The following is a 22,181-nucleotide window of genomic DNA, read 5'->3' on the forward strand; positions in this document are numbered from 1 at the left end:
GGCATCCGGAACCCGGGTTAGCTGCCAGGGTCTGGCCGCCCGCCTTTTCCCCGTCGGACCCGTAGTGTTTCTATGAAATTACGAGCCCTCCTCAGCGTTGCAGCCGCGTTCGCACTCCTGCACGCGGCGACCGGCTCCGCTGTCGCTCACGTCGATTACGTCACCGACGGGACAGCCCCCGGATCCGCGGGCGAACTCTTCGCAGCGGTGTTTTCGTCCCCGCTGGCGCTCGTGCTGCTGGCTTCCGGCGGCATCCTCGCTACGGCTGCCGCGGTCGGATACCTTCGGTTTTCCGGATCGCTTCGGGACATCGAGGTGGCGCGGCAGACGCTCGCATCCTACCGTCCGTACCTCCCCTGGATGCTCCGGCTCTCGATCGGTCTGCCGCTCGTGGGGGCGGGTTTCGCGGGGTACCTGTTCTCCCCGAGCGTCGCCGTGAACGCACGACTGCTGCAGGTCGGTATCGGCTTTCTGTTGCTCTTCGGGCTCGCGACGCGCGCGGTTGCCATCGTCGGGCTGCTGACCTACCTGTGGGCGCTGGCGGGGCAGTTCCCCGACCTGCTCTTGGCGAGTGAGTACCTCGCCGGATTCCTCGGCATCGTACTCGTCGGCCCCGGGCAGCCAAGCGCCGATATGATGCTCCGGCGGATGGTGGCCACCGAAGGCACCGTTCTCAGTCGGTTCCAGGGGCTCCCGAAACCCGAGGACGTGCTCTCGGCGCTCGGCCTCACGCCCGCTGTTGCGCCCCTCGCGATCAGGGTGTTTCTCGGAGCGAACTTCATCTACCTCGGGGTGGTCCAGAAGTGGCTCCAGCCGACACAGGCGGCCGCCGTCGTCGCGAAGTACGACCTCACGGCGGTCGTCCCCGTCTCCCCGGAACTGTGGGTGTTCGGTGCCGGCCTCGTCGAGGCCGCAGTCGGCGTTTTCCTCCTCACCGGCACGCTCACCCGTGGGGCCGCGGCGGCGGCGTTCGTCATCCTGACGACCACGCTCTTCGGCCTCCCGGACGACCCGGTTTTGGCGCACGTCACGCTCTTCGGGCTCTCGTCGGCGCTGATGGTGACCGGCGCGGGGCGGTTCTCGATCGATTCGACGGTCGTGCCCCGACTCCGCCGCCGACTCGGCGCCGGCCCAACGAGCGCCGAGCCCTCGTCGGCGTAGACGGAGCCAAGACTCCACGACCGGCCGCTTTGGGCCCTGTTGGACGATGAGGCCGCACCCTGCGGAAGCCGACGTATCGGTGTCGGACTGCGAGCGCGTCCGCGCCGGTGAGGGCGGCGTCTATGGATTCCACCCTCGGCGATCCACCCACCTTACACCATCTCGCGTTCGTCGACAGCGGGATTCCGCCCTCTCGCGGGCATCAGGAATGTTCCGGCGCGTTTTTTACCCGCGCGCCAATGCAAGGTAACAATAGTGATTTCGAACGCCGCGGCGGCCGGTCGAGGACGCGAAAAGGCCGGACAGCACTCGCGGCGCGGCGTTCGCGCGACCACTGCACCGGCACACCGGTGTCCGCAGCCAATACACACTACGGAACTACGCTATGTCTGAGAACTACGACGTCGTCATCGCCGGCGCAGGCCCGGCCGGAGCACAGTGCGCGCGGGACCTCGCGCAGCGCGAGTACGACGTACTCGTGTTAGAAGCCGAACCCGAAGACGGGTTCCCGCGGCAGTCGAACAAGTCCACGGCGGGGACGTTCGCGGCGATGACTGGCGCGTTCGGGGTTCCCGACGAGGTCGTGATGAACTACACCGACGAGGTCATCCTCGAGTCGCCCACCGAGCACTTCGTCCAGAACCAGCCCGGCGCAGTACTGGAGTTCGCGGACTTCAAGCGGTGGCTGGTCGCCGAGGGACGCGAGCACGGCGCGGAGTACCGCTTCGAGGCCCGCGTGAACAACCCAATCGTGGAGGATGGCGAGGTGGTCGGCGTTCAGTACGCCGGCGACGAGGAGGTTTACGCCGATATCGTCGTCGACGCCACGGGGCCGGCGGCGCCCCTCGCCAAGAAACTCGACGTCTGCAACCTCGAACGGGAGAACCAGGCAGTCGGCATCGAGTGGGAGATGGAGGGCGTCGACGTCGACCATCCCGAGTTCGCCGATCTGACCGACGCGATGATGCTGCGTCTGGACCACGAGTACGCGCCCGGCGGCTACTCGTGGATCTTCCACACGGGCGGCGACACCGCGAAGGTCGGCATCTGTTACATCCAGAACAAAAGCTACCAGCAGTACGGCGACACGTCGAAGAGCATCGACGACCACCTGACCCACTGGCTGGAGACTGACCCACGGTTTTCCGATGCCGAGCGGATCGCGGACAAACAACAGCACCGCGGGAGCGCACACATCCAGATGCCGGACGACCTCAGCACGGACAGTTTCATGGCCATCGGTGATACCGTCCCGACCATCGACCCGCTGTGGGGGGAGGGTATCCACAAGTGTATGGAGTCGGCGCGCGCCGCCGCCATCACGGCAGACCGGTGTCTGATGGGATCGGAGCGGGACACCTCCGCGAACGCGATGGCGACCTACGACGACCTCTGGCACGCCCGCGTCGCGCCGAATATGCGCACGCGGTTGACGATGACCCAGTTGCTGTACCTCGCGTCGAACGACCGCTACGACCGCCTGATGAACGACCTGAACGCGATGGACGTCGAGACGCTCAGCGACGCCAACACCGGCAGCATCCGCAGCCTCTCGAAACTCGTCCACCTCGATGACGTCCCCCTACTCGCGCGGTTCGCGAAGCAGCGGCTCGCTGAATGACGCGTCGGGCCGCCGCCCGAACGCCTAACTGGACCGCGATCCTGTGCGTTCGTATGAGTCACGACGAGGAGCGACGCGCTCCGCTCGCGAACGGGATGCCGATGCTGGGACTCGGAACCTGGCAGAACGACGACCCAGCGACGTGTGCCGACACTGTCGAGACGGCGCTGGAGGCGGGCTACCGGCACATCGACACCGCACAGGCGTACGGGAACGAGGAGCACGTGGGGCGCGGCATCGCCGCCGCCGACGTCCCCCGGGAAGAGGTCTTCCTCGCGACGAAAGTCTGGATCAGCGAGCTCTCGTACGACGATGTGCTCGCATCGACAGAAGAGAGCCTCGACAAGCTCGGCGTCGACTACGTGGACCTGCTGTACGTCCACTGGCCGTCGGGCGAATACGACCCCCAGGGGACGCTTCGAGCGTTCGACGAACTCTCCGACGCGGGCACGATAGAAAACGTCGGCCTCAGCAACTTCCTCCCCGAGCAGGTCGACGAGGCGATCGAGCTGACCGAGGCGCAGATCTTCGCGAACCAGGTCGAAATGCACCCCCTGTTCCAGCAGGAGCGGCTCCGTGAGCACTGTGCTGCCCGCGATGTCGAACTGGTCGCGTACTCGCCGCTCGCACGCGGCGAGGTGTTCGAGGTTCCGACAGTATCGGAGGTCGCTGAGAAACACGGCGTGAGCGAGGCGCAGGTGTCGCTCGCGTGGCTCCGCGAGAAGGGCGTCACCGCAATTCCCAAGGCCTCGACGGAGGCGCACATCCTCGACAACTGGCGCTCGCTGGATGTAGACCTCGATGACGAGGACATCGCTGCGATCGACGCGATCGATCGGACCGAACGGCAGCTCGATCCGAGCTTCGCTCCCTGGTGAGGGTCGGGGCCAGCGATCGCCTGATACTGATTACTCTCACTGTTTCCCGCCGAGCGCCGCCAACGGGGATGGCGCTCGGCGGGAAGAGACGAGAGTAATCAGTATGAGGATTGACTGGCTCTCCCAGGTGAGCTCTGCGAATGCGCGACGGGGATAACCGATTTGAGACCCCCGCCCTAAGGCCATCTGTATGGACTTTACCCTATCGACGACTGCCGCGATACTGCTCGCGTTGGTCGTCGCCGGTACCGCCGTCCTGATCGGTGCCGGTGTGATGGCCACGGGCACAGTGTTGATGATGGTCACTCCCGCGATGCTGGTTTTCGGCGTAATCTGTGTCGCTCTGGGCGTCAAGCACGGCGAACACCGGACGCGGGCATCCTGAGCCGTCGGCGCCTTCCGTCGCGCGGCGTGCTCACTGCACGACGTCGTCGAGCGACTCGCCGGTCACGCTCGCGGCCACCCTGACGCCGACGAGGCTGACGACGATCCCCGCGACGATGAATGCTGCAAGCCGCTGTTGGGGCGTAATCACGTAGCCCCACAGCCGTGGATCCGCGAGGACGGCCTCACGCTGGAGGAACCAGCCGGCGAATCCACGAACCACGAACCCCAGCGCGACGACCCCGAACGGGAGATTCAGATACGGCGTGCTCACCTCCTCGGCGCCGATGAGTTCATCGAGGAGTCGCCCCGCGCTCGCGGTCAACGCAGCGAGCGCGAGCCAGGGGACGGCGCTGTAAGTGAACTGCATCGCCCGGACGACGACGGACTCGGGACCTGCGCCCGGACTCACCGAGAGCGCACCCAGGAAGATGCCCACCAGGCCCAGTCCGAGGCTGACTGCGTACGTAACGACCGACACGCGTCCGGAGTACAGCGCCGCACGCACGCGTTCCGGCATCTCCGAGAGGTACTCGTCTATCGCCAGCCCCTTGTACAGCAGCGCGGCACCGAGCGGCGCCGCGAGCCCCGCAAGCGCCACCGCTGGCGGAAACTGCGTCAGCAATATTGGTAGCAAAAGCAGCGTTGCGCCGAGCGGTACCAGCACTGTCGTCCGGAGCTCCTCGTCGGCCAGGAACTGCTTCAGCAGGTAGTACGTCGATTCGATGTCGTGGGCCTGTCGGACGACCACCCGGTCGACGGAATCGACGCGGACCCGGCTTTCGATTACCGGCACGACACGCTCGTCGTTCGCGGAGTCGAGCACGACGATGGCAGACTCGGGTTCGTACTCCGCGACGAGGGAGTCCACCTGCGCTGACAGCGACCGGTCGGCCCCGACCAGCGTGTCGGCGCCGCCGGAGACGACAGCCAGGACCGTCTCCTCGTGCTCGTCACGGAGGTCGCGGGCGACCCGCAGCGACTCCAGGATGCAGTTGACGCTCGAATCCTCGGGATCGGCCAGTCCGACGTCTGTCACGAGCGACTGGATGGCCTCCCAGCCGACGATGGGCGTCTCCAGCCCCGCGGCTCGGCCGATGTCGCCCGACCGATCCACACAGAGGACGAGCGTCGTCACGGGTGTGCGAAGGATTCACTCAGTTAAAACCTTCGTGGTTGGGACCGCTGGTATCGACGGCGCCGAGGCTCGTCGATCGACAAAAAGCGAAAAACGGTCCGGACGGATCCGCGGATCTCCGGCGTCTACAGCAGCCCCGTCTTCTGGAGCTTCATCAGGTCCTCGGTGTCGAGGGTCTCGCCTTCCTTGAACTTCTGGTAGATCTCCTCGGCCTCCTCTTTGGCGGCCTCGCGCTCCTCTTCGCGCTCGTCTTCGCGCTCCTGCTCTTCCTGCTTGTCGAGTTCGCGAAGGCGCTTTTGGACGCGGACGAAGTCCTCGTGGTGCTGGTCGGCGGCCTCCTGGGCCTCGACGAACAGCTCGTGCATCTCGTCGGCCTCGTCGCGGATGTCGTCGGCCTCGCGGTAGGCCTCGATCATCTGGTTGTGATGTTCCTGGGCCTCGTCGGCGAGCTCCGTCACCTTCTGGTGGTGCTGTGAGGCTTCCGAGCGGACCTCCTCTGCCTCCTCGATGAGCGCTTCGAGTTCACCGCTGTCCTCGACTTTCTCCTTCTTCTCGCGGAGTTCGTCGCGTTTGTCCTCGATCTTCTCGATGAGTTCGCGCTCGTCCTCCGTGGAGAGCACCTCGGTCTGCTGGCGGAACTCGAGCTGCTCGATCTCCTCTTCGAGCTCCTCGATGTCTTTGCCGTCGTCGAGCTCGAGGTCCTCTTTCATCTCCTCGACCTTGTCGAACAGCTCGTTGGCCTTCGCGTTGAGCTCGTTCCGCTTTTCTTTGTGCTCTTGGACCTGCTCGTTGAGCTCGTCGCGTTTCTCGCGGTGCTCTTGGGCCTCGTCGACTTTCTCGCGGGTCTTCGCGTTGAGGTCGTCGCGCTTGGAGGCGCGCTCGGAGGCCATCTGATTCAGCTCGTTTCGTCGATCACGGAGCTGCCCCGCGACCTTGATGAGCTGGCCTTTCGAGCCGTTATCGAGCTTGTCGTCGGTAAGCTCGATGTTATCCGTGTCTTTGAGTTCCTGTACGTCGTACTCTTGAAGTACTTCTTCTTGTGTCACCATACGTAATCAATCCTCGATACCATCACCGCTCCGGACCGTGGCGGCCGCTCGTCGATCGCTGTCAACCGTGGATAAGAATTCCCGATCATTCTGCGTGCTGTGCCGCCGGAACGCCGGAGGCGTTCTGGTGACTACACATTGACCACTACCGTATATAAACTTGCCGGTGAATCGATCGCCTGAAAACCGCTCACACATCGCGTGACTGTGGCGTGTGAGGGATTCCCAGTGTTCGGGGGAGGGTATATAAAGAAGTGTGAGGGTGACACCCACGATCGATGGCTCTTCGGACCGAGCGAGACTTACCGCGCCGCCGTCCAACCGGGGATATGGAAGACAGTCCACCCGGGGAGATGCGAGAAGTCGTGCACGCACGCGGCCACGAGAACGTCTCCGCAGAACACGGGAGCACCTTCGAGATCACGACCGACGACTGGCTCACGCCCGCGGGCGACTGTATCCTCGCTGTCGAAGCCGATCGGGCTCCCACGGCCTTTGCGGACGCGTTCGTCGACGCCTGTCGCAACCGCGACGCGACGATCCGAGCTACCCTGACGGCGACGACCGACGAGGGTGACACGCACACGGCCACGATCGTCGGCCGTGGACATCCGGAGCTCTCCTTCGAGAACGAACGCAGCCACGTCGGTCGGACGAGCGACTACGTGGACGACCGGACGGTGCTCGTCGACGCCGACGCGGCGGCGGCCGATCTGGACCGCGACCTCGTCGACGCGCTCGCAGCGGGTGCGGATCTCCGCGTCGAACTGGCGGTCGAACCCGCAGACGGTGGAATGGCGTAGGCGCTCTGTCGACATCCCCGCGTCCGACTTACGGAAAATTCGAGGCGAAAGCCTCGCCCTTGAGGGCGAGGACGAAGCTGACGGCCTGACGTCCCGCGTTCGACTTACGGCCCGACGGCTTTTGTCGCTCCCCTACGAACGGCGTCTATGGCCGAGGAACCGCAGGAGAACATCAGCGGCGGCGACGACGCCGCGGCAGCGGCGTTCGGCGTCGGGGACGCTGGAACACGTGCGGAGGCTGTCGTCGACGAACTGGGCGAGTTGTACTGGCAGAAGACCTACGGCGGCAAGGACGCCTTCGAGTCGCTGGTGCGGACGATCCTCTCACAGAACACGAGCGACGTCGCGAGCCAGCCCGCTCACGACGCCCTGATGGAGCAGTACGGGGCGGACGACTACTCCCGGGAGGACGGCGCCAACGACCACGATCTCGCTGTCGCTCTCGCCGACGCCGAACAGTCGGTGTTGGCGGAGACCATCTCCTCGGCGGGCCTGTACAACCAGAAGTCGGAGATGATCATCGGTGCCGCCGAGCGGATCTGCGAGGAGTACGGCGGCGCGGTCGGGTTCGATCGGTTCGTCAGGGAACAAGCGCCGGGCGACGTGCGGGATGCGCTCTTGGACATCCACGGCGTCGGCCCGAAGACCGCCGACTGCGTGCTCCTCTTCGCCGGCGGGCGCGACGGCGTCTTCCCAGTCGACACGCACGTCCACCGCATCGCCCGCCGGATGGGCCTTGCGCCCGCTCACGCCGACCACGAGACGGTTCGGGAGCATCTCGAAGCTGACGTCCCGGGCGAGAAGTGCGGGTTCGGCCACACGGCGATGATCCAGTTTGGCCGCGAGTACTGCACGGCCCGCAAGCCGGCCTGTCTCGACGGGCCGGAAGCGTGTCCACTCTACGACCACTGCGATCGCGTCGGCGTCGACGAAGTCACGGAGACGGTCGTCGATCCGGTCGAGGCCGCCGGCGACTAGCGGTGAGGGGAAGCCTTCCCGGCTCAGCAACTCCTCGTCTCGACGCCCGAGACCGGGCCGCCGGTCGGCTCGTACGTCGAATCGTCGGTAGTGCCGGCGAACATCGGCAGCGACAGACGGTAATCGAAGAGTATCACGAACGAGTCCCAGACCGCAGCCGTCGATACCCCGTCGGGAGTCTCGTCCAATAGCACGCCCGTCCGGAGCGCGACGATGTCGGTGTCGAGCGCGACCCCGTGGGCCGACAGCCCGAGCGCGCTCGGCGGGGCCGGCGAGGTGAAAAGCGAGGTGTGGACGGTCACGTTGATGTGGGGATTGCCGTCACCGATCGATAGATCGTGGCCACCGGGCGGGAAACAGCGCCGCTCGTCGGTCGTGGACGTCGAATCACCGGACGAGTCCTCGGTCGTCTGCGCTCCGACCGGCACTGCCACGGCACCAACGACAGACGCCACGAGCACGAACGCGACGAACAGGCGAACGGCGAACGAGGGACGGCCGCACATACTCCCCGGTTCGAGATACCCCGGATTAAGTCCCGCGACGCAGTTCTCAGCCTTGATAGGGTTGTTCGAACCGATTCTTCGATCGATCGGATGCAACCTGCGGGTGGTGTTGTTCTGACCCGAAGAGAGTGAAACCGCCGATCCCACGTGTCTCTCGCATCGCTAAAGACGGTGAAAACGATCCGTTCGGGGGACAATCAGCGCTGAATTTCCGCGCAAAATGGTGGTTTTATTTTGTTGACGAAAAGTACCAATGAATGGTACAGGGGAAGGAGGGGTGCCACTGAACTGCCTTCTCCTTCCCCCTGTGCCGATTTCACAATCGGCATCGATACCTATGCTTCGGGAGGATTTGAGTGCTTTGCAGTTGGGCCCGTACTGAACCCAATCCCGCTTGTCTTGGGCGAGCTGCAGTAGTTGATTCGACAAAATTCACCGAATTAACTTTCGAATCGCGCTTCCGTGTAGACTAGTCGGATTTTGGCGAATCGGCCCAAGCAATGAGTTTCTCGAAGCCAGCGAAGACGACAAGAAACAGCGCTTTGAATACACTCCATCTGATTACGTCGAATTCGCCAGTGAAGGCTAACACGTTGAAGATGTAGGACATCGAGGCACCGATCACCCCCGCCAAGTAGAGCTGTCCGCGTACGTACATACTCTGCTATCGACCCCATTACCAATAGCTGTCGGGGAAGAGTTCGATGCGGTAGACGCTCTCTCTACTGAACGGTCACCGTACTGGATTCTTTCGTCTTCGCAGAGGTGCAAATACGGATGACTGCCTACCGGAACCGGAACGTTTCGAGGTTCTTCGGTGTGAAGGTTCGGAGATTGTGATCGTGATACAGCCCCGAAGAGAGGTCCTGGACGGCGCTTTCTTCGCCGTGGACACACAGGACCTTCTCCGGACGGGGGTTCATCGTCGTCACGAAGTTCTCCAGGCCCTGGCGGTCCGCGTGCCCCGAGAAGCCGTCGACCGTGTCGACTTCCAATCCCAGCGAGACCGTTTCCTGGCGTCCGCCGGTACTGCCCCGGTCGATCGTGACCTCCTCGGCGCCATTCTGAATCCGACGGCCGGGCGTGTCTTTCGGCTGGTAGCCGACGAATATCAGCCGGGAGTCCGGATCGGGGCCGACCTGCCGGAGCCACGACAACACTGGTCCCCCGGTGACCATCCCGGAGGGAGCGAGCACGATGCTCGGCTCCCCGTCTGCGGCCGCCGCCCGTTCGTCGTCGCCCTCGATATTGTTGAACGCCTCGGCGAGGAAAGGGTTGTCTTCGGTGTCGAGGAGGCGATCCCGTAGATCGTCGCGGAGATACTCCGGATAGGTGGTGTGGATCGCTGTCGCCTCCCAGATCATCCCGTCGAGGTGGATCGGCATCGTCGGGATTTCGTCCCTCCGCATCGCCTCCGCGAGCGCGAGCATCAGTTCCTGCGATCGGCCGACTGCGGGCGTTGGGATGACGACTGTGCCGTCCCGCTCGTAGGTTTCGGTCACGAGGTCAGCGAGTTTCCGTTCGGCGTCTTCCCCGTCCGTCTGGTAGTCGTTGCGGCCGCCGTAGGTAGACTCCATCACGAGCGTTTCTACCCGCGGGAAGTCGTTCACTGCGCCGTCGAGCAGCCGTGAGTCCGTATACCGGATGTCGCCGGAGAACGCGACGTTGTAGAGGCCGTCGCCGATGTGGAAGTGCGCGATCGCCGACCCGAGCACGTGGCCGGCGTTGTGCAGCGTGAGCTTGATGTCGGGCGCGATATCTGTGACGTTGCCGTAGTCCAGCGTGATCGTGTGCTTGATCGCCTCGCGGACCATCTCGGGACCGTATGGCGGCACCCTGTCTTCGCCCGCCTGCTCGAGGTAATCCAACTGGAGCAGTCCCATCAGATCCCGCGTCGGTTCTGTCGTGTACACCGGCCCGTCGTAGCCCTCGTCGAAGAGCAGCGGGACGAGCGCGGAGTGATCCAGATGTGCGTGCGTGAGCACGACGGCATCGATCGAGTTTGCCCCCGCACCGAGCGCTTCCGGGATCTGTAGGTACGGCCGCTCCTCTCTCCCCTTCTTGATGCCGCAGTCGACGAGGATTCGCGTCTCCGCCGTCGAGATGATGAACGCCGATCGGCCGACCTCGCGACACCCGCCGAGCATCGAGATCCGGACCCACTCCTCGTTTGCGAGCCCCTCGCGGTGGATCCCGCGGCCGACCCGCTCGAGGATCTCACGGCGCTCTTCGCGTTCCTGCCTGAGGAAGTTCCGGACGTTCTCGACGGTCGAGGATTCGATCGGCGGCGTCCGGACGACGTCCGGCGTCCACCCGACCTCGCGGGTGATCTCCCGGAGCGTCGCGCCGCTGTGCCCGATCACTACGCCGGGCTTTTCGGCTTCGATGACGACCTCGCCGGTGTCTTCGTAGAAATCGAGGTCGGTGACGCCGGCGTCGTCGGAGATGAGCTCACGGATCCGTGAGCGGGCCTGTTCTGGCGGCGTCAACGCCGTCGGGTCAGGACGGACGGAGATTCGTTTCCGGAACTTTCCCGCCAGCTCACGGACCAGATCGCCGTTTTCGGCGAACCGCCGCGGGTCGCGGGTGTAGATGACCAGTTCCGGACCCTCGTAGGTGACGTCCGTCACCGAGACGTCGGCCGGTAGTTCCGCCGTGACTTCCCGTTTCAATTCCTCGAGTTGAGTGTCGACTGAATTCATAACTGAGAGCGGCCCGTCGGAGTCCTCGGGGACGGCCGTTGGATCGGGTGTCCCTTCCTCGGTGTGACGTCGGACGGGGATGCGTCAGCGAAACGCCCCGCGTCCTGTGCGACTGTCGTTTGCGACATCTGCGCGGAGAGAGGGAGAACCCGCTTGTTTCGGGATATATCCGCCGGCATATAAAAGCCTTCGCAAAGTGAAAACCCCTTCGCCGCTTCCGGGTGCGTATGAACGTCACGCCCGAACGCGTCGAGTCGGAGGCAAAGTGGGTCCGCGAGCGCGCCGGGACGGTCGTCCCCCTGATCAACGAGACCCGGCGGCGACTCGGGGAGGTGTTCGAGACGGACGTCGACGCCGTGTCCGAGGCGCGGTACCACGAGGAGGTCGCCACCGTGTTCGCCGCGGGCGACGTCGCCGTCAACGCTGCCGCCTACGTCGGATTACTCCGCGAACTGGACGTCAGCGACGACTATCCCGGGTTCGTCGTCGACGAGGTGCTGGGACGGGAACTCGCGGCGACGATCGCGGGCGGCGCGCCGCTGTCGCTTCTGGCGCAGGCGACGTTCCACTACGCGGACGTCACGACCCACTCGGCTGGTGGGGCCGGCGCCGACGACCTCGACGCCGCGCTGGCAGCGGGGTTCCAGACGCGACTGCCCGGGTGGTCGTGGCAGGAGGGCGGAAGTCCCTTCGCGGTCGATCCGGCGACTCTGGAGTGACCGGAAGCGGAGACCGGATAGCTTTTCGACCGTGGCGGGCGGTTCAGGAGATTTAAGGCCGCCCTGGGGCTCGAAAGGGGTAATGAGCGACGACCAGGAACTCGGCATCACCGAGTCCAAAGAGTACAACACCGGGGAGTGGTACGCCGAGGTAGTCCAGAAGGCCGGGCTGGCGAACTACGCGCCCGAGGGGATGAGCGGCTTCATCGTTACGCGACCGCGGGCGTACGAACTGTGGGAACGGGTGCAGGCGCACTTGGACGGCCTGTTCAAGGACACGGGCGTACAGAACGCCTACTTCCCGCTTTTCATCCCGGAGAGCTACCTCGAACGCGAGAAGGACATCGTCGAGGGGTTCGACCCCGAGGTCGCGTGGGTCGAACGCGCGGGTAACCAGGAACTGGAGGAGCGACTCGCCGTCCGTCCCACCTCCGAGTCGATCATCACCCCCTATATCTCCCAGTGGGTTCGCAGTCACCGTGACCTCCCGCTGCGGGTGAATCAGTGGGCCTCTGTGGTCCGCTGGGAAGCGACCGAAACGAAGCCATTCTTCCGGACGAAGGAGTTCCTCTGGCAGGAGGGCCACACCGCACACGCGACCCGCGACGACGCGTGGGCGGAGACGACCCGCCGACTCGACCAGTACGAGGCGACCTACGAGGACCTGCTCGCGATGCCGGTGCTCCGCGGTGCCAAGCCCGAACACGACAAGTTCCCCGGTGCGGACACGACGACGACCGTCGAGGCGCTGATGCCCGACGGCAAGTCCGTCCAGGGGGCGACCTCCCACTACCTCGGCACGTCCTTCGCGGAGGCGTTCGACATCACCTACACCGACGAGGACGAGGAGACCCAGATGGCGCACACGACCTCGTGGGGGCTGTCCTGGCGGGCGCTCGGTGCGCTCATTATGACGCACTCGGACGATCAGGGGCTCGTGTTGCCGCCCGCGATCGCGCCCGAGCAGGTCGTCGTGGTTCCCATCTGGCAGGCCGACACCAAAGACGAGGTCCTCGAATACGCCGAGGGTGTCGCCGACGACCTCGACGCCGCGGGTATCCGCGTCGAATTCGACGACCGCGACGAGCGCAACCCCGGATTCAAGTTCAACGAGTGGGAGCTGAAGGGCGTCCCGCTGCGGATCGAGATCGGCCCCAACGAGGCCGAAGAAGGGGCAGTCACGCTCGTCCACCGCCCCGACGGCGAGTCGGCCGAAGCGGACCGCGACGACATCGCCGACACCGTCCAGTCGCACCTCGACGAGATCTACGCGAAACTGTACGCCGCCGCCGAGGAGAACCTCGAGGAGAACGTCCGCGAGGCAGACAGCCGCGCGGAGATCCTGGGGACGATCGGCCAGCACGGCGGCTACGTCAAGGCGCCGTGGTGCGGTGACGATGACTGCGAGGCCGAGATCAAAGACCAGATCGCCGCCGAGATTGTGATGGTGCCGTTGGACGATCCCGACGCCGAGATCCACGACGGCGAGGTGTGTGCGATCTGCGACGACGACGCCGCCGAGACGGCGTACTTCGCGAAGTCGTACTGATCTCTCTGCGGCGAATCGACCGTCTGACAGCCGTGTGACGACTCCCAAACGCTTTACAGCACCCGGCGAGTACCACTAGTAATGTCGGCGCTATCGGACCTCCTGGGAGATGTCGTGTCGGACGTAGACGGCGTGTTTCTGTTCTCGCCGAGCAGTTCCCACTACGAGCGGTTCGCAGACACCGATCTCGACGCCGACATCGTCGTCGTCGCCCCGGAGAACGCCGTCGACGCCGAGACGTACGTCGAACTCCCCCTGGAGTTCGACAACGTCAGAGACCGGATCAAGTTCGGCATCGAGGGCGCGTTCGAGCGCGAACTCGTCGAGGAGGGCGACGTCATCGTCTGTAGCGTTCGGATATTCGACGGCGACCCCGACAGCGTCGTCCGCCTCCGGGTCGACGAGTCGATGCAGTCGGGCATCTACGACCTCTTTTCGAACTCCCGGGCGGACCCCAGTGTCATCCGGGACGTCTTCGAGGTGGCGATCGAACTCGGCAAGAAGGGCCAGAAGGGCAAGCCCGTCGGCGCGCTGTTCGTCGTCGGTGACGCCGGAAAGGTGATGAACAAGTCCCGGCCGCTGTCGTACAACCCCTTCGAGAAGTCCCACGTCCACGTCGGAGACCCGATCGTGAACGTGATGCTCAAGGAGTTCTCGCGGCTGGACGGCGCCTTCGTGATCTCCGATTCCGGGAAGATCGTCAGCGCGTACCGCTACCTCGAACCCGGCGCAGAGGGCGTCGACATCCCCAAGGGCCTCGGCGCGCGGCACATGGCCGGCGCGGCGATCACCCGCGACACGAACGCGACGGCGATCGTGCTCTCCGAATCCGACGGCCTCGTCCGGGCGTTCAAGAGCGGCGAGATCATTCTGGAGATCGATCCGGAGGAGTACTGATGACCCGGAGTGAGTTCGCCCCGCCTGAGGCCAGCGGCGTGGACGTGGCCGTGGACGCCCCGCTGCAGTTGGATCCCTCGCCGTTCGTCGACGTCTTCTCGAGGCTCCCCCGGCGGATCTGGGCGACGCTGCTCGTCGTGGTCGTCGGCATTCTGCTGGCGATCGTACTTGGCGCCTTCACGAAACGGGTGCTGGTCCGCCTCGGGGTTCCCGAAGCGATCGAGGGGACGGCCTTCGAGCGGACGGCCCGCGAGTTCGACACGTCAACAGTCGAGGTACTCGGAACCTTGGTCCGGTTTTTCATCCTCGGTGTCACCTTCTTAGCGGTGCTTTCGGTCGCCAACGTCGCCGTCGCGGGCAGCTTCTGGGGGCGAGCAATCGAGTTCCTGCCGCAGTTGTTCTTCGCGATCGTGATCCTCATCGTCGGCATCGTCGTCGGCGACAAGGTTCAGCTCATTGTCGGCGAGTGGCTCACAGGGGTCAAGATCGCCCAGATCGGCGTCTTCCCGCGACTCGCAAAGTTCACCGTGTTCTACGTGGCGGTGCTCATTGCGCTGTCACAGCTCGGCGTCGCGACCCTCGCGCTCCTCCTCCTGCTTGCTGCGTACCTCTTTGCGGTGGTCTTCCTGACTGCGATTGCCCTCTCCGATCTGTTGAAATCGGGCGCCGCGGGATCGTATCTCCTGTTGAATCAGCCTTTTACGATCGGTGACGAGGTCCGCATCGGCGAGACGCGGGGAATCGTCCAGGAAGTGAACCTGTTCGTGACCCACGTCGAGAACGACGGCGAGGAGTTCATCGTCCCCAACAGCGTGGTCTTCGAGGACGGCGTCGTCCGGATTCGCGAGTAATCAGAGGTCGTCGTCCGGTTCCGCGAGTAATCAGAGGTCGTCGTCCGGTTCCGCGAGTAATCAGGCGTCGGACTCGTCTGTCTCATCGTCCCCGTCCGTATCGCTGCCCATCGGCCGCGCTGGGACGCCGGCGACTGTCGTGTTCGGGGGAACGTCGCGGGTCACGAGTGAGTTCGCCGCCACTTCTGCGCCCTCGCCGATCTTGACGCCCGGCAGCAACACCGCTTTCGCGCCGATCATCGCGCCGTCGCCGACGACGACCTCGCCCGTCCGGTACTCGTCCTGCAGAAACTCGTGGCAGAGAATCACCGAGTCGTAGCCGACCACGACCCCGTCGCCGAGTGTGATCAGTTCCGGCCAGAACACGTCCGGGGTCGCTTCGAGCCCCCACGAGACGCCTTCGCCGACAGTCACCCCCAGTCGTCGAAGCGCCCAACTGCGAACCCGGAGCGAAGGAGCGATCCGCGCGACCCACACCAGGAGGTAGTTGAGAACGACCCGCCACACCGGCTTCGCATCAGTCCAGTTGCGCAGAGAGTTTGCTACGTCGGGTGTCGGATAGTGCCTCAGGCGGTCGTGTCTGGGCCCCTCGTCATCGAACCGGTCGGTATCGGCCGGTCCGTGGGGAGTCTCGGTTCCGGGTTCGCCACCCGCCTCGTCGTCCTCGCCGTCGTCGATGCTCACGGCCGTCCCTAAGCCGCCGGGCACCAAAAGGTTCGCTCGTCCTCGGCTGCCGCGGACCTGGCCGGGGAGCCGTCAGTCGCCGCGGAGATCGTTCATATGATCGATCCGCCGCTGGACCAGGTCCGCCTTCCCGACGTCGTGGCGGACGCGGAGCCCGTCGCCGGCGGCCGCGAGCGCGTCTTCGGCTTGCTCTTCTGCGGCCGCGATCGAGTCGGCCACGCCCACGACGGCGAAGGAGCGCGAGGTCGTGGTGTAGAGGCCGTCCTCGCGCTCGTCGACGCTCGCGTAAAACAGCAGCGCGTCGCCGGCGCTCTCCTCGTCGACGGTGATCTTTGCACCGCTTTCGGGGTCCGTGGGGTAGCCGTCGGGAACGGCGTACTTGCAGACGGTCGCCTGCGCGGCGAAATCCAGGTCCGGCAGCGACTCGCCGTCGCGGGCGGCGGTCAGGACGTCGAGGAACGACGTCTCGAGTACCGGGAGGGTGTTCATCGCCTCGGGGTCGCCGAAGCGGGCGTTGAACTCGACGACTTTCGGACCCTCGGCCGTGAGCATAAACTGGCCGTAGAGGACGCCCTTGTAGTCCGGCAGGGCGTCGACGGTCGCCTCCAGGATGTCGACCGCGTCGGCGTAGTCGGCCGGGGTCATAAACGGCAGTTCGGCACTGGCGTCGCTGTAACTGCCCATCCCGCCGGTGTTCGGCCCCTCGTCGCCCTCGTAGGCGCGCTTGTGATCCTGGACCGCGGGCGTCGTGCGGACGTCGCCGTTCGCGACGAACGCCTGGACGGTGAACTCCTCGCCGACGAACCGCTCCTCTAAGACGACCTGGTCGTAGTCGTTCTCGCGGAGATACTCCTTTGCCTCCGCCGCGGTCACCTGATCGCCGATGACTTTCACCCCCTTCCCGCCCGTGAGGCCGGCGGGCTTGACCGCGAGGTCGCCGTCGTACTCGTCGATGTAGTCGCAGGCGGCCTCCATCTCGTCGAAGACGGCGAAGTCCGGACAGCCAGGGATCGACTCCGACTGCATGAACTCCCGCTGGAACGCCTTGTCCGTCTCGATGCGGGCGGCCTCGGCGCCGGGACCGAACGTGTAGACGCCCGCTTCGTCGAGGGCGTCGGCGACACCGACTTCCAGGGCTGCCTCGGGACCGACCACAGCGAGGTCGGCGTCGACGTCTTCGGCGTAGGCGACGACGTCATCGACGGCCGTCTCCTCGATCGTCTCGAAGCCCGCGGCGAGCGCCGCGATCCCGGGGTTGCGGTTGCTCGCACACGCGTACAGTTCACACGACGAATCGTCCGTCAGCGCGCGGGCGATCGCGTGCTCGCGTCCGCCGCCGCCGACGAGAAGCACCGTCTCCGTGGTGGACATATCCGAGGGACGTGGGCACGCCGGCCTAAAGGTTGCTCTTCTGCGGCCGAGAAGTACGCATCATCGTGTATCATCGTCGGTTCCTCGGAGGGTGAGCAGCGGTCGCCGAGGTCAACTCTTTCAGCGGGCAGGCATCGATCGCCGGGGTCAACCGCTTTTTCCGCGCGGGCGACGTACGAGCCGTATGGACGATCCCCTTTCGCGGAACCGACTCGACGGGGAGGAGAGCCCGTACCTCCGGCAGCACGCCGACAACCCGGTGAACTGGCAGCCGTGGGACGAGGCGGCGCTGACTGCCGCGCAGGCGACAGACCGACCGATCTTCCTCTCGATCGGCTACTCGGCCTGCCACTGGTGTCACGTGATGGCCGAGGAGAGCTTCGAGGACGAGGACGTCGCGGCAGTCCTCAACGACTCGTTCGTGCCGATCAAGGTCGACCGCGAGGAGCGGCCCGACCTCGATCGCGTGTACCAGACGATCTGCCAACTCGTCACTGGCGGCGGCGGGTGGCCGCTGTCGGTGTGGCTCACGCCCGAGGGCAAGCCCTTCTACGTCGGCACGTACTTCCCGAAGACCGAGGATCCGCGGCGGGGGAACGTCCCCGGCTTTCTCGACATCTGCCGGTCGTTCGCCTCGTCGTGGGAGACGGACCGCGAGGAGATCGAAAACCGCGCCGAGCAGTGGACCGACGCGCTCCGCGACGAACTGGAGACGACGCCGTCGAGCGGATCCGATTCCAAAGAGAGCCCCGGGGCGGGCGCAGGGGGGCCCGGAACAGGTGGCGGCAGCGAGGCAGTGGACGCCGACACACTCGGCGCGGTCGCGACGTCCGCACTCCGGGCGACCGACAAGGAGTACGGCGGGTTCGGCTCCGGCGGCCCGAAGTTTCCCCAGCCGGGGCGCGTCGAGGCGCTGCTCCGCTCGCACGCGGAGACCGGAAACGAAGACGCGCTGTCGGCGGCGACGACGACGCTCGATGCGATGGCCGGCGGCGGGATGTACGACCACGTCGGCGGCGGCTTTCACCGCTACGCCACCGACCGGGAGTGGACGGTGCCGCACTTCGAGAAGATGCTGTACGACAACGCCGAACTCCCGCGGGTGTACCTCTCGGCGTATCAGCTCACCGGCGAGGAGACCTACGCGACGGTCGCCCGCGAGACGTTCGACTTCCTCCAGCGGGAATTCCGGCACGCTGAGGGCGGCTTCTTCAGCACCTTCGACGCCCAGAGCGACGGCGAGGAGGGGAAATTCTACGTCTGGACGCCGGAAGCGGTCGACGCCGCGATCGACGACGAACGCACGGCCGAACTCGCACGCGAGCGGTTCGGCGTGACCGAGGCGGGGAACTTCGAGGGGAAAACAGTCCTCACGATCGCCGCGTCGATCCCAGATCTGGCGGAACGGCACGATCTTTCCGAATCGGAAGTCGTCGACTCCCTCGCCGAAGCGCGGAACGCGCTGTTCGAGGCCCGCGAGTCGCGCATCAGACCCGGGCGCGACGAGAAAATCCTCACGTCGTGGAACGGCCTCGCGATCGGCAGCCTCGCCCGCGGCGGGCTGGTGCTCGGCGACGACACCTACACCGAGCTTGCGGAAGATGCGCTCGCTTTCGTCCGCGAACACCTCTGGGACGGCGAGCGACTCGCCAGGCGCTACAAAGACGGCGACGTGAAGGGAGAGGGCTACCTCGACGACTACGCCTTTCTGGCCCGCGGGGCCTTCGAGTTGTATCAGACGACCGGCGACGTCTCACACCTGCGGTTCGCGCTCGATCTGGTGCGTGTCGTCGTCGAGGCGTTCTACGACGACGACGCGGAAACGCTGTATCTCACCGCAGCGGACGGCGAGACGCTCGTGACGCGGCCGCAGGAACTCACTGACCAGTCGACGCCATCGAGTGCAGGGGTTGCGGCGTCGTTGCTTCTCGATCTCGATGCGTTCGCACCCGAGGCGGCGTTTGCTGAAGTCGCGGGTTCCGTCCTCGATACCCACGCCGACCGGATCCGCGGGCGTCCGCTCGAACACGTCTCGTTGGCGCTCGCGGCGGACAAACGCGCCGGCGGCGGGTCGGAAATCGTCATCGCGGACGACGGAGAGGCCGATGGCTCCGGCGAAGGAGCGGCCGGCGGATCCGACGTGGAAGCCGCCGAGGCGGCCGTCGGGGTTCCGGACTCGTTCCGCGAGTCGCTCGCGTCGACGTACCTCCCTGGCGTCGTGATCTCTCCGCGCCCAGGGACGGACGACGCACTCGACGGATGGCTCGACGCGCTCGATCTGGACGAGGCGCCACCGATCTGGAAGGGACGGGAGGCGCGTGACGGTGAATCCACCGTGTACGCCTGTGAGGGTCGTGCCTGCTCGCCGCCGGCACATTCGCTGTCGGAGGCGCTTGCGTGGTTCGGTCGTTCCGCCGACGAACCTGGCGCAGCGGACTGATCGCGAAAGGGAAGGTGCCGGCAGGTGCGACAAAGGCCGCTGTCAGGGCCTGTTCCCGATTCGGAGGAGTTTCGCCGTGTAGAGCGCGTGGAAGCGCGCCAGGGCGTTCAGGAGGTTCAGCGCGACGAACAGGAACACGACGCCGGCGGCGGCGACGGCGAGCGCCTGGGGGAGAGTCGTCACCACCCAGGAACCGACGGTGTACGCACCGCTCGGTGCACTGCCGAGGAAACTGATCGTTTCCGCCGGGGCGTCGTAGACGAACGGCGCCGCAAGCAGCGCGGCGGTGACGGACGCACTCGTGACGACGGCGACGAACGAGACGAGGCCGAACACGAACTTCGCGAGGAGGAGAACCACGGCCGTCCACGTCGAGGGGGCGGTCACGAGCCGTTTGACGGCTGCGAGGAAGCCGTCTCCGGGCAACGCGATTCCCTCCCGAACGTCGAGATCGCGAAGGAACGCGGGGACCGCGGCCTCGACACCGACGAGCCGTCTCGCCAGGTGAGCCTCGAAGCCGGCGACGGCGGCCGCGGCCGCCAGCGTCCCCAGCAAGATCGGCAGGCCGACCCAGGTGAGCAGGAGTCCGACGCCGATGGTCCCGCCCGTCAGAAGGCCGACGAAGTACGCGATACCGAGTGGGAACGCGAGGAGGAGATAGAGGAGGTTCTTGTACGTCTGTGCACGGACCGGTGCGCCGAGAAATCGACGGCCCAGTCCGCGGAGGGTCTCCGGGGAACCGGTCGTTTCAGCGGTGGACATTTCCATCCGGGGGTTCGCTGCCGCGGACTGTTAATCGACTGAAAAGTAAAACGGGAATTTAACCGATATCCGGTGACGGGCGCCGTCTATACCGGACTCACGGCGGCGGGATCGCCGCCGATAGATCAGGTTCGCACTTAGAGCCGCTCTGCGAGGTAGACCGCGATCGGTACCCGCTCGTCCTCGACGTACCGGGCAACCTCTTCACCGTCGCGTTCGACGACGACGGTCGGAATCAGTTCGATGTCGTACTCCTCGACGAGCGGACCGGTCTTGCTGCCGTCGTCTTCCTTCTCGACAGGATAGTGGTGGACGCGTTCGTCAGGAACGTCTGCTGCGTCGAGCGCGGCGCCGAAATCAGGCAGCTGGCCGCGGCAGTCGCCGCACCAGTCGCCACCCCACACGCGGAAAACGAGTCCGTCCTCGCTCAGTGCCTCCACGACGTCTTCGTAGGAATCTGCGTCCCAAGCGGGGTTCGGTCGCATCGTTTCGAGTTGCCCGCTCGTCGCGTCGCCTTCGCTGTCTGCTTCTGACATATCCAACAGTACGACGCCCGCGGGCGTAAATCTCGCGGTGCGGGCGGTCGGGGAGCCGCAGTGTCGGGGACAGGGTAGCGTCGCCGCCGTCGTCACCGTCTTGTGTCCCTCCGTCGAAGAGTCGGACGATGCACGCGAACGTGTTGGAAGCCATCGGGTCGCCGCTGGTCCGCGTCGACTCCCCGGCAGGGGCGACGGTGGCGGCGAAGATCGAATCGAAGAACCCCGGCGGTTCCGCGAAGGATCGGCCGGCGCTCGCGATGGTCGAGCGCGCCGAGCGGGAAGGGGAAATTTCACCCGGCGACGCCCTCGTCGAACCGACGAGCGGGAACACCGGGATCGGCCTCGCGGTCGTCGCCGCAGCCAAGGGCTACGACCTCACGGTCGTGATGCCGGGCTCGAAGTCGCCCGAACGGCGCGAGATAATGAACGCCTACGGCGCCGACATCGAACTCGTCGACGGCGACATCTCGGCGGCGAAAGACCGGGCGGACGAACTTGAGGAAACGGAAGGAATGGTGCAGCTCCGGCAGTTCGAGAACCCCGCAAACCCCCAGGCGCACTACCTGACGACCGGGCCGGAGATCCTCGAAGCGATCGGCGATCGGACCGTCGACGCGCTCGTGGCGGGCGTCGGCACCGGGGGGACGATCACCGGGATCGGCCGCCGCCTCCGCGAGGAGTTCCCGGAGATGGAGATCGTCGCCGTCGAGCCCGCGGACAACGCGGTCCTCTCGGGCGGCGAGCCCGGGATCGACGATTTCCAGGGGATGGGCCCGGGCTTCGTGAGCCCGAACCTCGACACGGATCTGATCGACGACGTCGAGACGGTCACCATCGACGCGGCCGAGGCGGAGTGTCGCCGACTCGCCCGCGAGGAGGGGATCCTCGTCGGGCAGTCCTCCGGCGCCTCGAACCTCGCCGCAAAGCGCGTCGCCGAGCGGATCGCGGATCCCGACGCAGCCGCCGAGCCCGAGCCTGGCTACGTCATCGATGGGCTCGGCGAGAGCGACGCACGGGGAGAAAGCGAAGCAGCGGGCGACGACGCGGCCGGCACGATCGATGACCCGCCGCTGGTCATCACAGTGTTCTGGGACAGCGGCGAGCGGTATATGTCGACGGGAATGTTCGATTGAAAGTACGGTAGCCCAG

Annotated in this window: 21 protein-coding genes; 12 read left to right on the plus strand and 9 right to left on the minus strand. The window is 65.7% G+C overall.

Annotated elements, in window-relative coordinates; genetic code table 11:
* The first annotated feature begins 72 nt into the window (after nucleotides 1-72).
* The 4 genes from RJT48_RS19570 (at nucleotide 73) to RJT48_RS19585 (ending at nucleotide 4,045) form a co-directional block, all read left to right on the plus strand.
* Nucleotides 73-1,161, plus strand: a complete 1,089-nt coding sequence (locus tag RJT48_RS19570; protein WP_311174043.1) for a DoxX family protein — start codon at nucleotides 73-75, stop codon at nucleotides 1,159-1,161.
* 385 nt (nucleotides 1,162-1,546) lie between these two features.
* Nucleotides 1,547-2,782, plus strand: a complete 1,236-nt coding sequence (locus RJT48_RS19575; protein ID WP_311174044.1) for a digeranylgeranylglycerophospholipid reductase — start codon at nucleotides 1,547-1,549, stop codon at nucleotides 2,780-2,782.
* A 95-nt stretch (nucleotides 2,783-2,877) separates the two neighbouring features.
* Nucleotides 2,878-3,660 carry an aldo/keto reductase gene (locus tag RJT48_RS19580; protein WP_311174108.1) on the plus strand — a complete coding sequence of 261 codons (783 nt, stop codon included), beginning with the start codon at nucleotides 2,878-2,880 and terminating at the stop codon, nucleotides 3,658-3,660.
* 190 nt (nucleotides 3,661-3,850) lie between these two features.
* Nucleotides 3,851-4,045: a DUF7333 family protein gene (locus tag RJT48_RS19585; protein WP_311174045.1), complete on the plus strand. Its 195-nt coding sequence runs from the start codon at nucleotides 3,851-3,853 to the stop codon at nucleotides 4,043-4,045.
* 30 nt (nucleotides 4,046-4,075) lie between these two features.
* On the opposite strand, the gene RJT48_RS19590 is transcribed toward RJT48_RS19585, so the two are convergent.
* Entirely contained in the window at nucleotides 4,076-5,182 is a 1,107-nt protein-coding gene (locus tag RJT48_RS19590; RefSeq protein ID WP_311174046.1) for a DUF373 family protein, read from the minus strand.
* A gap of 125 nt (nucleotides 5,183-5,307) precedes the next feature.
* Nucleotides 5,308-6,231: a coiled-coil protein gene (locus RJT48_RS19595; protein ID WP_311174047.1), complete on the minus strand. Its 924-nt coding sequence runs from the start codon at nucleotides 6,229-6,231 to the stop codon at nucleotides 5,308-5,310.
* 353 nt (nucleotides 6,232-6,584) lie between these two features.
* Here RJT48_RS19595 and RJT48_RS19600 point away from each other — a divergent pair, with 353 nt between their 5' ends.
* A complete protein-coding gene (locus RJT48_RS19600) occupies nucleotides 6,585-7,034 on the plus strand; it encodes a DUF371 domain-containing protein (RefSeq protein ID WP_345784772.1) in 450 nt (149 codons plus the stop codon).
* Between the two features lie 147 nt (nucleotides 7,035-7,181).
* A complete protein-coding gene (locus tag RJT48_RS19605) occupies nucleotides 7,182-8,012 on the plus strand; it encodes an endonuclease III domain-containing protein (protein WP_311174049.1) in 831 nt (276 codons plus the stop codon).
* A gap of 23 nt (nucleotides 8,013-8,035) precedes the next feature.
* Here the strand turns inward: RJT48_RS19605 and RJT48_RS19610 are convergent, their stop codons facing one another.
* The 3 genes from RJT48_RS19610 to RJT48_RS19620 form a co-directional block, all read right to left on the minus strand.
* Nucleotides 8,036-8,518, minus strand: a complete 483-nt coding sequence (locus RJT48_RS19610; RefSeq protein WP_311174050.1) for a DUF7332 family protein — start codon at nucleotides 8,516-8,518, stop codon at nucleotides 8,036-8,038.
* Nucleotides 8,519-8,987: 469 nt separating this feature from the next.
* The gene (locus tag RJT48_RS19615) at nucleotides 8,988-9,176 is read right to left on the minus strand and encodes a hypothetical protein (protein ID WP_311174051.1); all 189 of its coding nucleotides are present in this window, start codon (nucleotides 9,174-9,176) and stop codon (nucleotides 8,988-8,990) included.
* Between the two features lie 127 nt (nucleotides 9,177-9,303).
* Nucleotides 9,304-11,220: a beta-CASP ribonuclease aCPSF1 gene (locus RJT48_RS19620; RefSeq protein WP_311174052.1), complete on the minus strand. Its 1,917-nt coding sequence runs from the start codon at nucleotides 11,218-11,220 to the stop codon at nucleotides 9,304-9,306.
* 227 nt (nucleotides 11,221-11,447) lie between these two features.
* On the opposite strand from RJT48_RS19620, the gene RJT48_RS19625 reads away from it, so the two are divergent.
* The 4 genes from RJT48_RS19625 (at nucleotide 11,448) to RJT48_RS19640 (ending at nucleotide 15,236) form a co-directional block, all read left to right on the plus strand.
* Nucleotides 11,448-11,939, plus strand: coding sequence for a DUF7984 family protein (locus RJT48_RS19625; protein WP_311174053.1), 492 nt, complete (start codon nucleotides 11,448-11,450; stop codon nucleotides 11,937-11,939).
* 82 nt (nucleotides 11,940-12,021) lie between these two features.
* Complete coding sequence (gene proS, locus RJT48_RS19630) at nucleotides 12,022-13,488, plus strand: proline--tRNA ligase (RefSeq protein ID WP_311174054.1); 1,467 nt, start codon at nucleotides 12,022-12,024, stop codon at nucleotides 13,486-13,488.
* A gap of 81 nt (nucleotides 13,489-13,569) precedes the next feature.
* Nucleotides 13,570-14,385, plus strand: a complete 816-nt coding sequence (dacZ, locus tag RJT48_RS19635) for a diadenylate cyclase (RefSeq protein ID WP_311174055.1) — start codon at nucleotides 13,570-13,572, stop codon at nucleotides 14,383-14,385.
* A complete protein-coding gene (locus RJT48_RS19640; protein ID WP_311174056.1) occupies nucleotides 14,385-15,236 on the plus strand; it encodes a mechanosensitive ion channel domain-containing protein in 852 nt (283 codons plus the stop codon). Before dacZ ends, RJT48_RS19640 begins: the two co-directional genes overlap by 1 nt.
* A gap of 60 nt (nucleotides 15,237-15,296) precedes the next feature.
* On the opposite strand, the gene RJT48_RS19645 is transcribed toward RJT48_RS19640, so the two are convergent.
* On the minus strand, nucleotides 15,297-15,806 hold the full coding sequence (locus RJT48_RS19645; protein WP_311174109.1) for an acyltransferase: 510 nt from the start codon (nucleotides 15,804-15,806) through the stop codon (nucleotides 15,297-15,299).
* A 186-nt stretch (nucleotides 15,807-15,992) separates the two neighbouring features.
* On the minus strand, nucleotides 15,993-17,291 hold the full coding sequence (purD, locus tag RJT48_RS19650; protein WP_311174057.1) for a phosphoribosylamine--glycine ligase: 1,299 nt from the start codon (nucleotides 17,289-17,291) through the stop codon (nucleotides 15,993-15,995).
* 184 nt (nucleotides 17,292-17,475) lie between these two features.
* Between purD and RJT48_RS19655 the strand changes: the two genes are divergently transcribed.
* Nucleotides 17,476-19,731 (plus strand): thioredoxin domain-containing protein, encoded by a 2,256-nt coding sequence (locus tag RJT48_RS19655; protein ID WP_311174058.1) that lies wholly within the window; start codon nucleotides 17,476-17,478, stop codon nucleotides 19,729-19,731.
* Between the two features lie 42 nt (nucleotides 19,732-19,773).
* Here the strand turns inward: RJT48_RS19655 and RJT48_RS19660 are convergent, their stop codons facing one another.
* Together RJT48_RS19660 and RJT48_RS19665 are read right to left on the minus strand one after the other, a co-directional pair.
* Nucleotides 19,774-20,499: a sensor domain-containing protein gene (locus RJT48_RS19660; RefSeq protein ID WP_311174059.1), complete on the minus strand. Its 726-nt coding sequence runs from the start codon at nucleotides 20,497-20,499 to the stop codon at nucleotides 19,774-19,776.
* Between the two features lie 131 nt (nucleotides 20,500-20,630).
* Nucleotides 20,631-21,029, minus strand: a complete 399-nt coding sequence (locus RJT48_RS19665) for a thioredoxin family protein (protein ID WP_311174060.1) — start codon at nucleotides 21,027-21,029, stop codon at nucleotides 20,631-20,633.
* 128 nt (nucleotides 21,030-21,157) lie between these two features.
* On the opposite strand from RJT48_RS19665, the gene RJT48_RS19670 reads away from it, so the two are divergent.
* The gene (locus RJT48_RS19670) at nucleotides 21,158-22,165 is read left to right on the plus strand and encodes a PLP-dependent cysteine synthase family protein (protein ID WP_311174061.1); all 1,008 of its coding nucleotides are present in this window, start codon (nucleotides 21,158-21,160) and stop codon (nucleotides 22,163-22,165) included.
* Nucleotides 22,166-22,181: the final 16 nt, after the last annotated feature.

The sequence above is a fragment of the Halobellus ordinarius genome (genome assembly GCF_031823395.1).
GTDB classification, from domain to species: domain Archaea; phylum Halobacteriota; class Halobacteria; order Halobacteriales; family Haloferacaceae; genus Haloquadratum; species Haloquadratum ordinarius.

Coding starts and splice junctions, on each gene's coding strand:
- RJT48_RS19570 (WP_311174043.1), top strand. CDS start 73: ATGAAATTACGAGCCCTCCTCAGCGTTGCAGCCGCGTTCGCACTCCTG.
- RJT48_RS19575 (WP_311174044.1), top strand. CDS start 1,547: ATGTCTGAGAACTACGACGTCGTCATCGCCGGCGCAGGCCCGGCCGGA.
- RJT48_RS19580 (WP_311174108.1), top strand. CDS start 2,878: ATGCCGATGCTGGGACTCGGAACCTGGCAGAACGACGACCCAGCGACG.
- RJT48_RS19585 (WP_311174045.1), top strand. CDS start 3,851: ATGGACTTTACCCTATCGACGACTGCCGCGATACTGCTCGCGTTGGTC.
- RJT48_RS19595 (WP_311174047.1), bottom strand. CDS start 6,231: ATGGTGACACAAGAAGAAGTACTTCAAGAGTACGACGTACAGGAACTC.
- RJT48_RS19600 (WP_345784772.1), top strand. CDS start 6,585: ATGCGAGAAGTCGTGCACGCACGCGGCCACGAGAACGTCTCCGCAGAA.
- RJT48_RS19605 (WP_311174049.1), top strand. CDS start 7,182: ATGGCCGAGGAACCGCAGGAGAACATCAGCGGCGGCGACGACGCCGCG.
- RJT48_RS19610 (WP_311174050.1), bottom strand. CDS start 8,518: ATGTGCGGCCGTCCCTCGTTCGCCGTTCGCCTGTTCGTCGCGTTCGTG.
- RJT48_RS19615 (WP_311174051.1), bottom strand. CDS start 9,176: ATGTACGTACGCGGACAGCTCTACTTGGCGGGGGTGATCGGTGCCTCG.
- RJT48_RS19620 (WP_311174052.1), bottom strand. CDS start 11,220: ATGAATTCAGTCGACACTCAACTCGAGGAATTGAAACGGGAAGTCACG.
- RJT48_RS19625 (WP_311174053.1), top strand. CDS start 11,448: ATGAACGTCACGCCCGAACGCGTCGAGTCGGAGGCAAAGTGGGTCCGC.
- proS (WP_311174054.1), top strand. CDS start 12,022: ATGAGCGACGACCAGGAACTCGGCATCACCGAGTCCAAAGAGTACAAC.
- dacZ (WP_311174055.1), top strand. CDS start 13,570: ATGTCGGCGCTATCGGACCTCCTGGGAGATGTCGTGTCGGACGTAGAC.
- RJT48_RS19640 (WP_311174056.1), top strand. CDS start 14,385: ATGACCCGGAGTGAGTTCGCCCCGCCTGAGGCCAGCGGCGTGGACGTG.
- purD (WP_311174057.1), bottom strand. CDS start 17,291: ATGTCCACCACGGAGACGGTGCTTCTCGTCGGCGGCGGCGGACGCGAG.
- RJT48_RS19655 (WP_311174058.1), top strand. CDS start 17,476: ATGGACGATCCCCTTTCGCGGAACCGACTCGACGGGGAGGAGAGCCCG.
- RJT48_RS19660 (WP_311174059.1), bottom strand. CDS start 20,499: ATGGAAATGTCCACCGCTGAAACGACCGGTTCCCCGGAGACCCTCCGC.
- RJT48_RS19665 (WP_311174060.1), bottom strand. CDS start 21,029: ATGTCAGAAGCAGACAGCGAAGGCGACGCGACGAGCGGGCAACTCGAA.
- RJT48_RS19670 (WP_311174061.1), top strand. CDS start 21,158: ATGCACGCGAACGTGTTGGAAGCCATCGGGTCGCCGCTGGTCCGCGTC.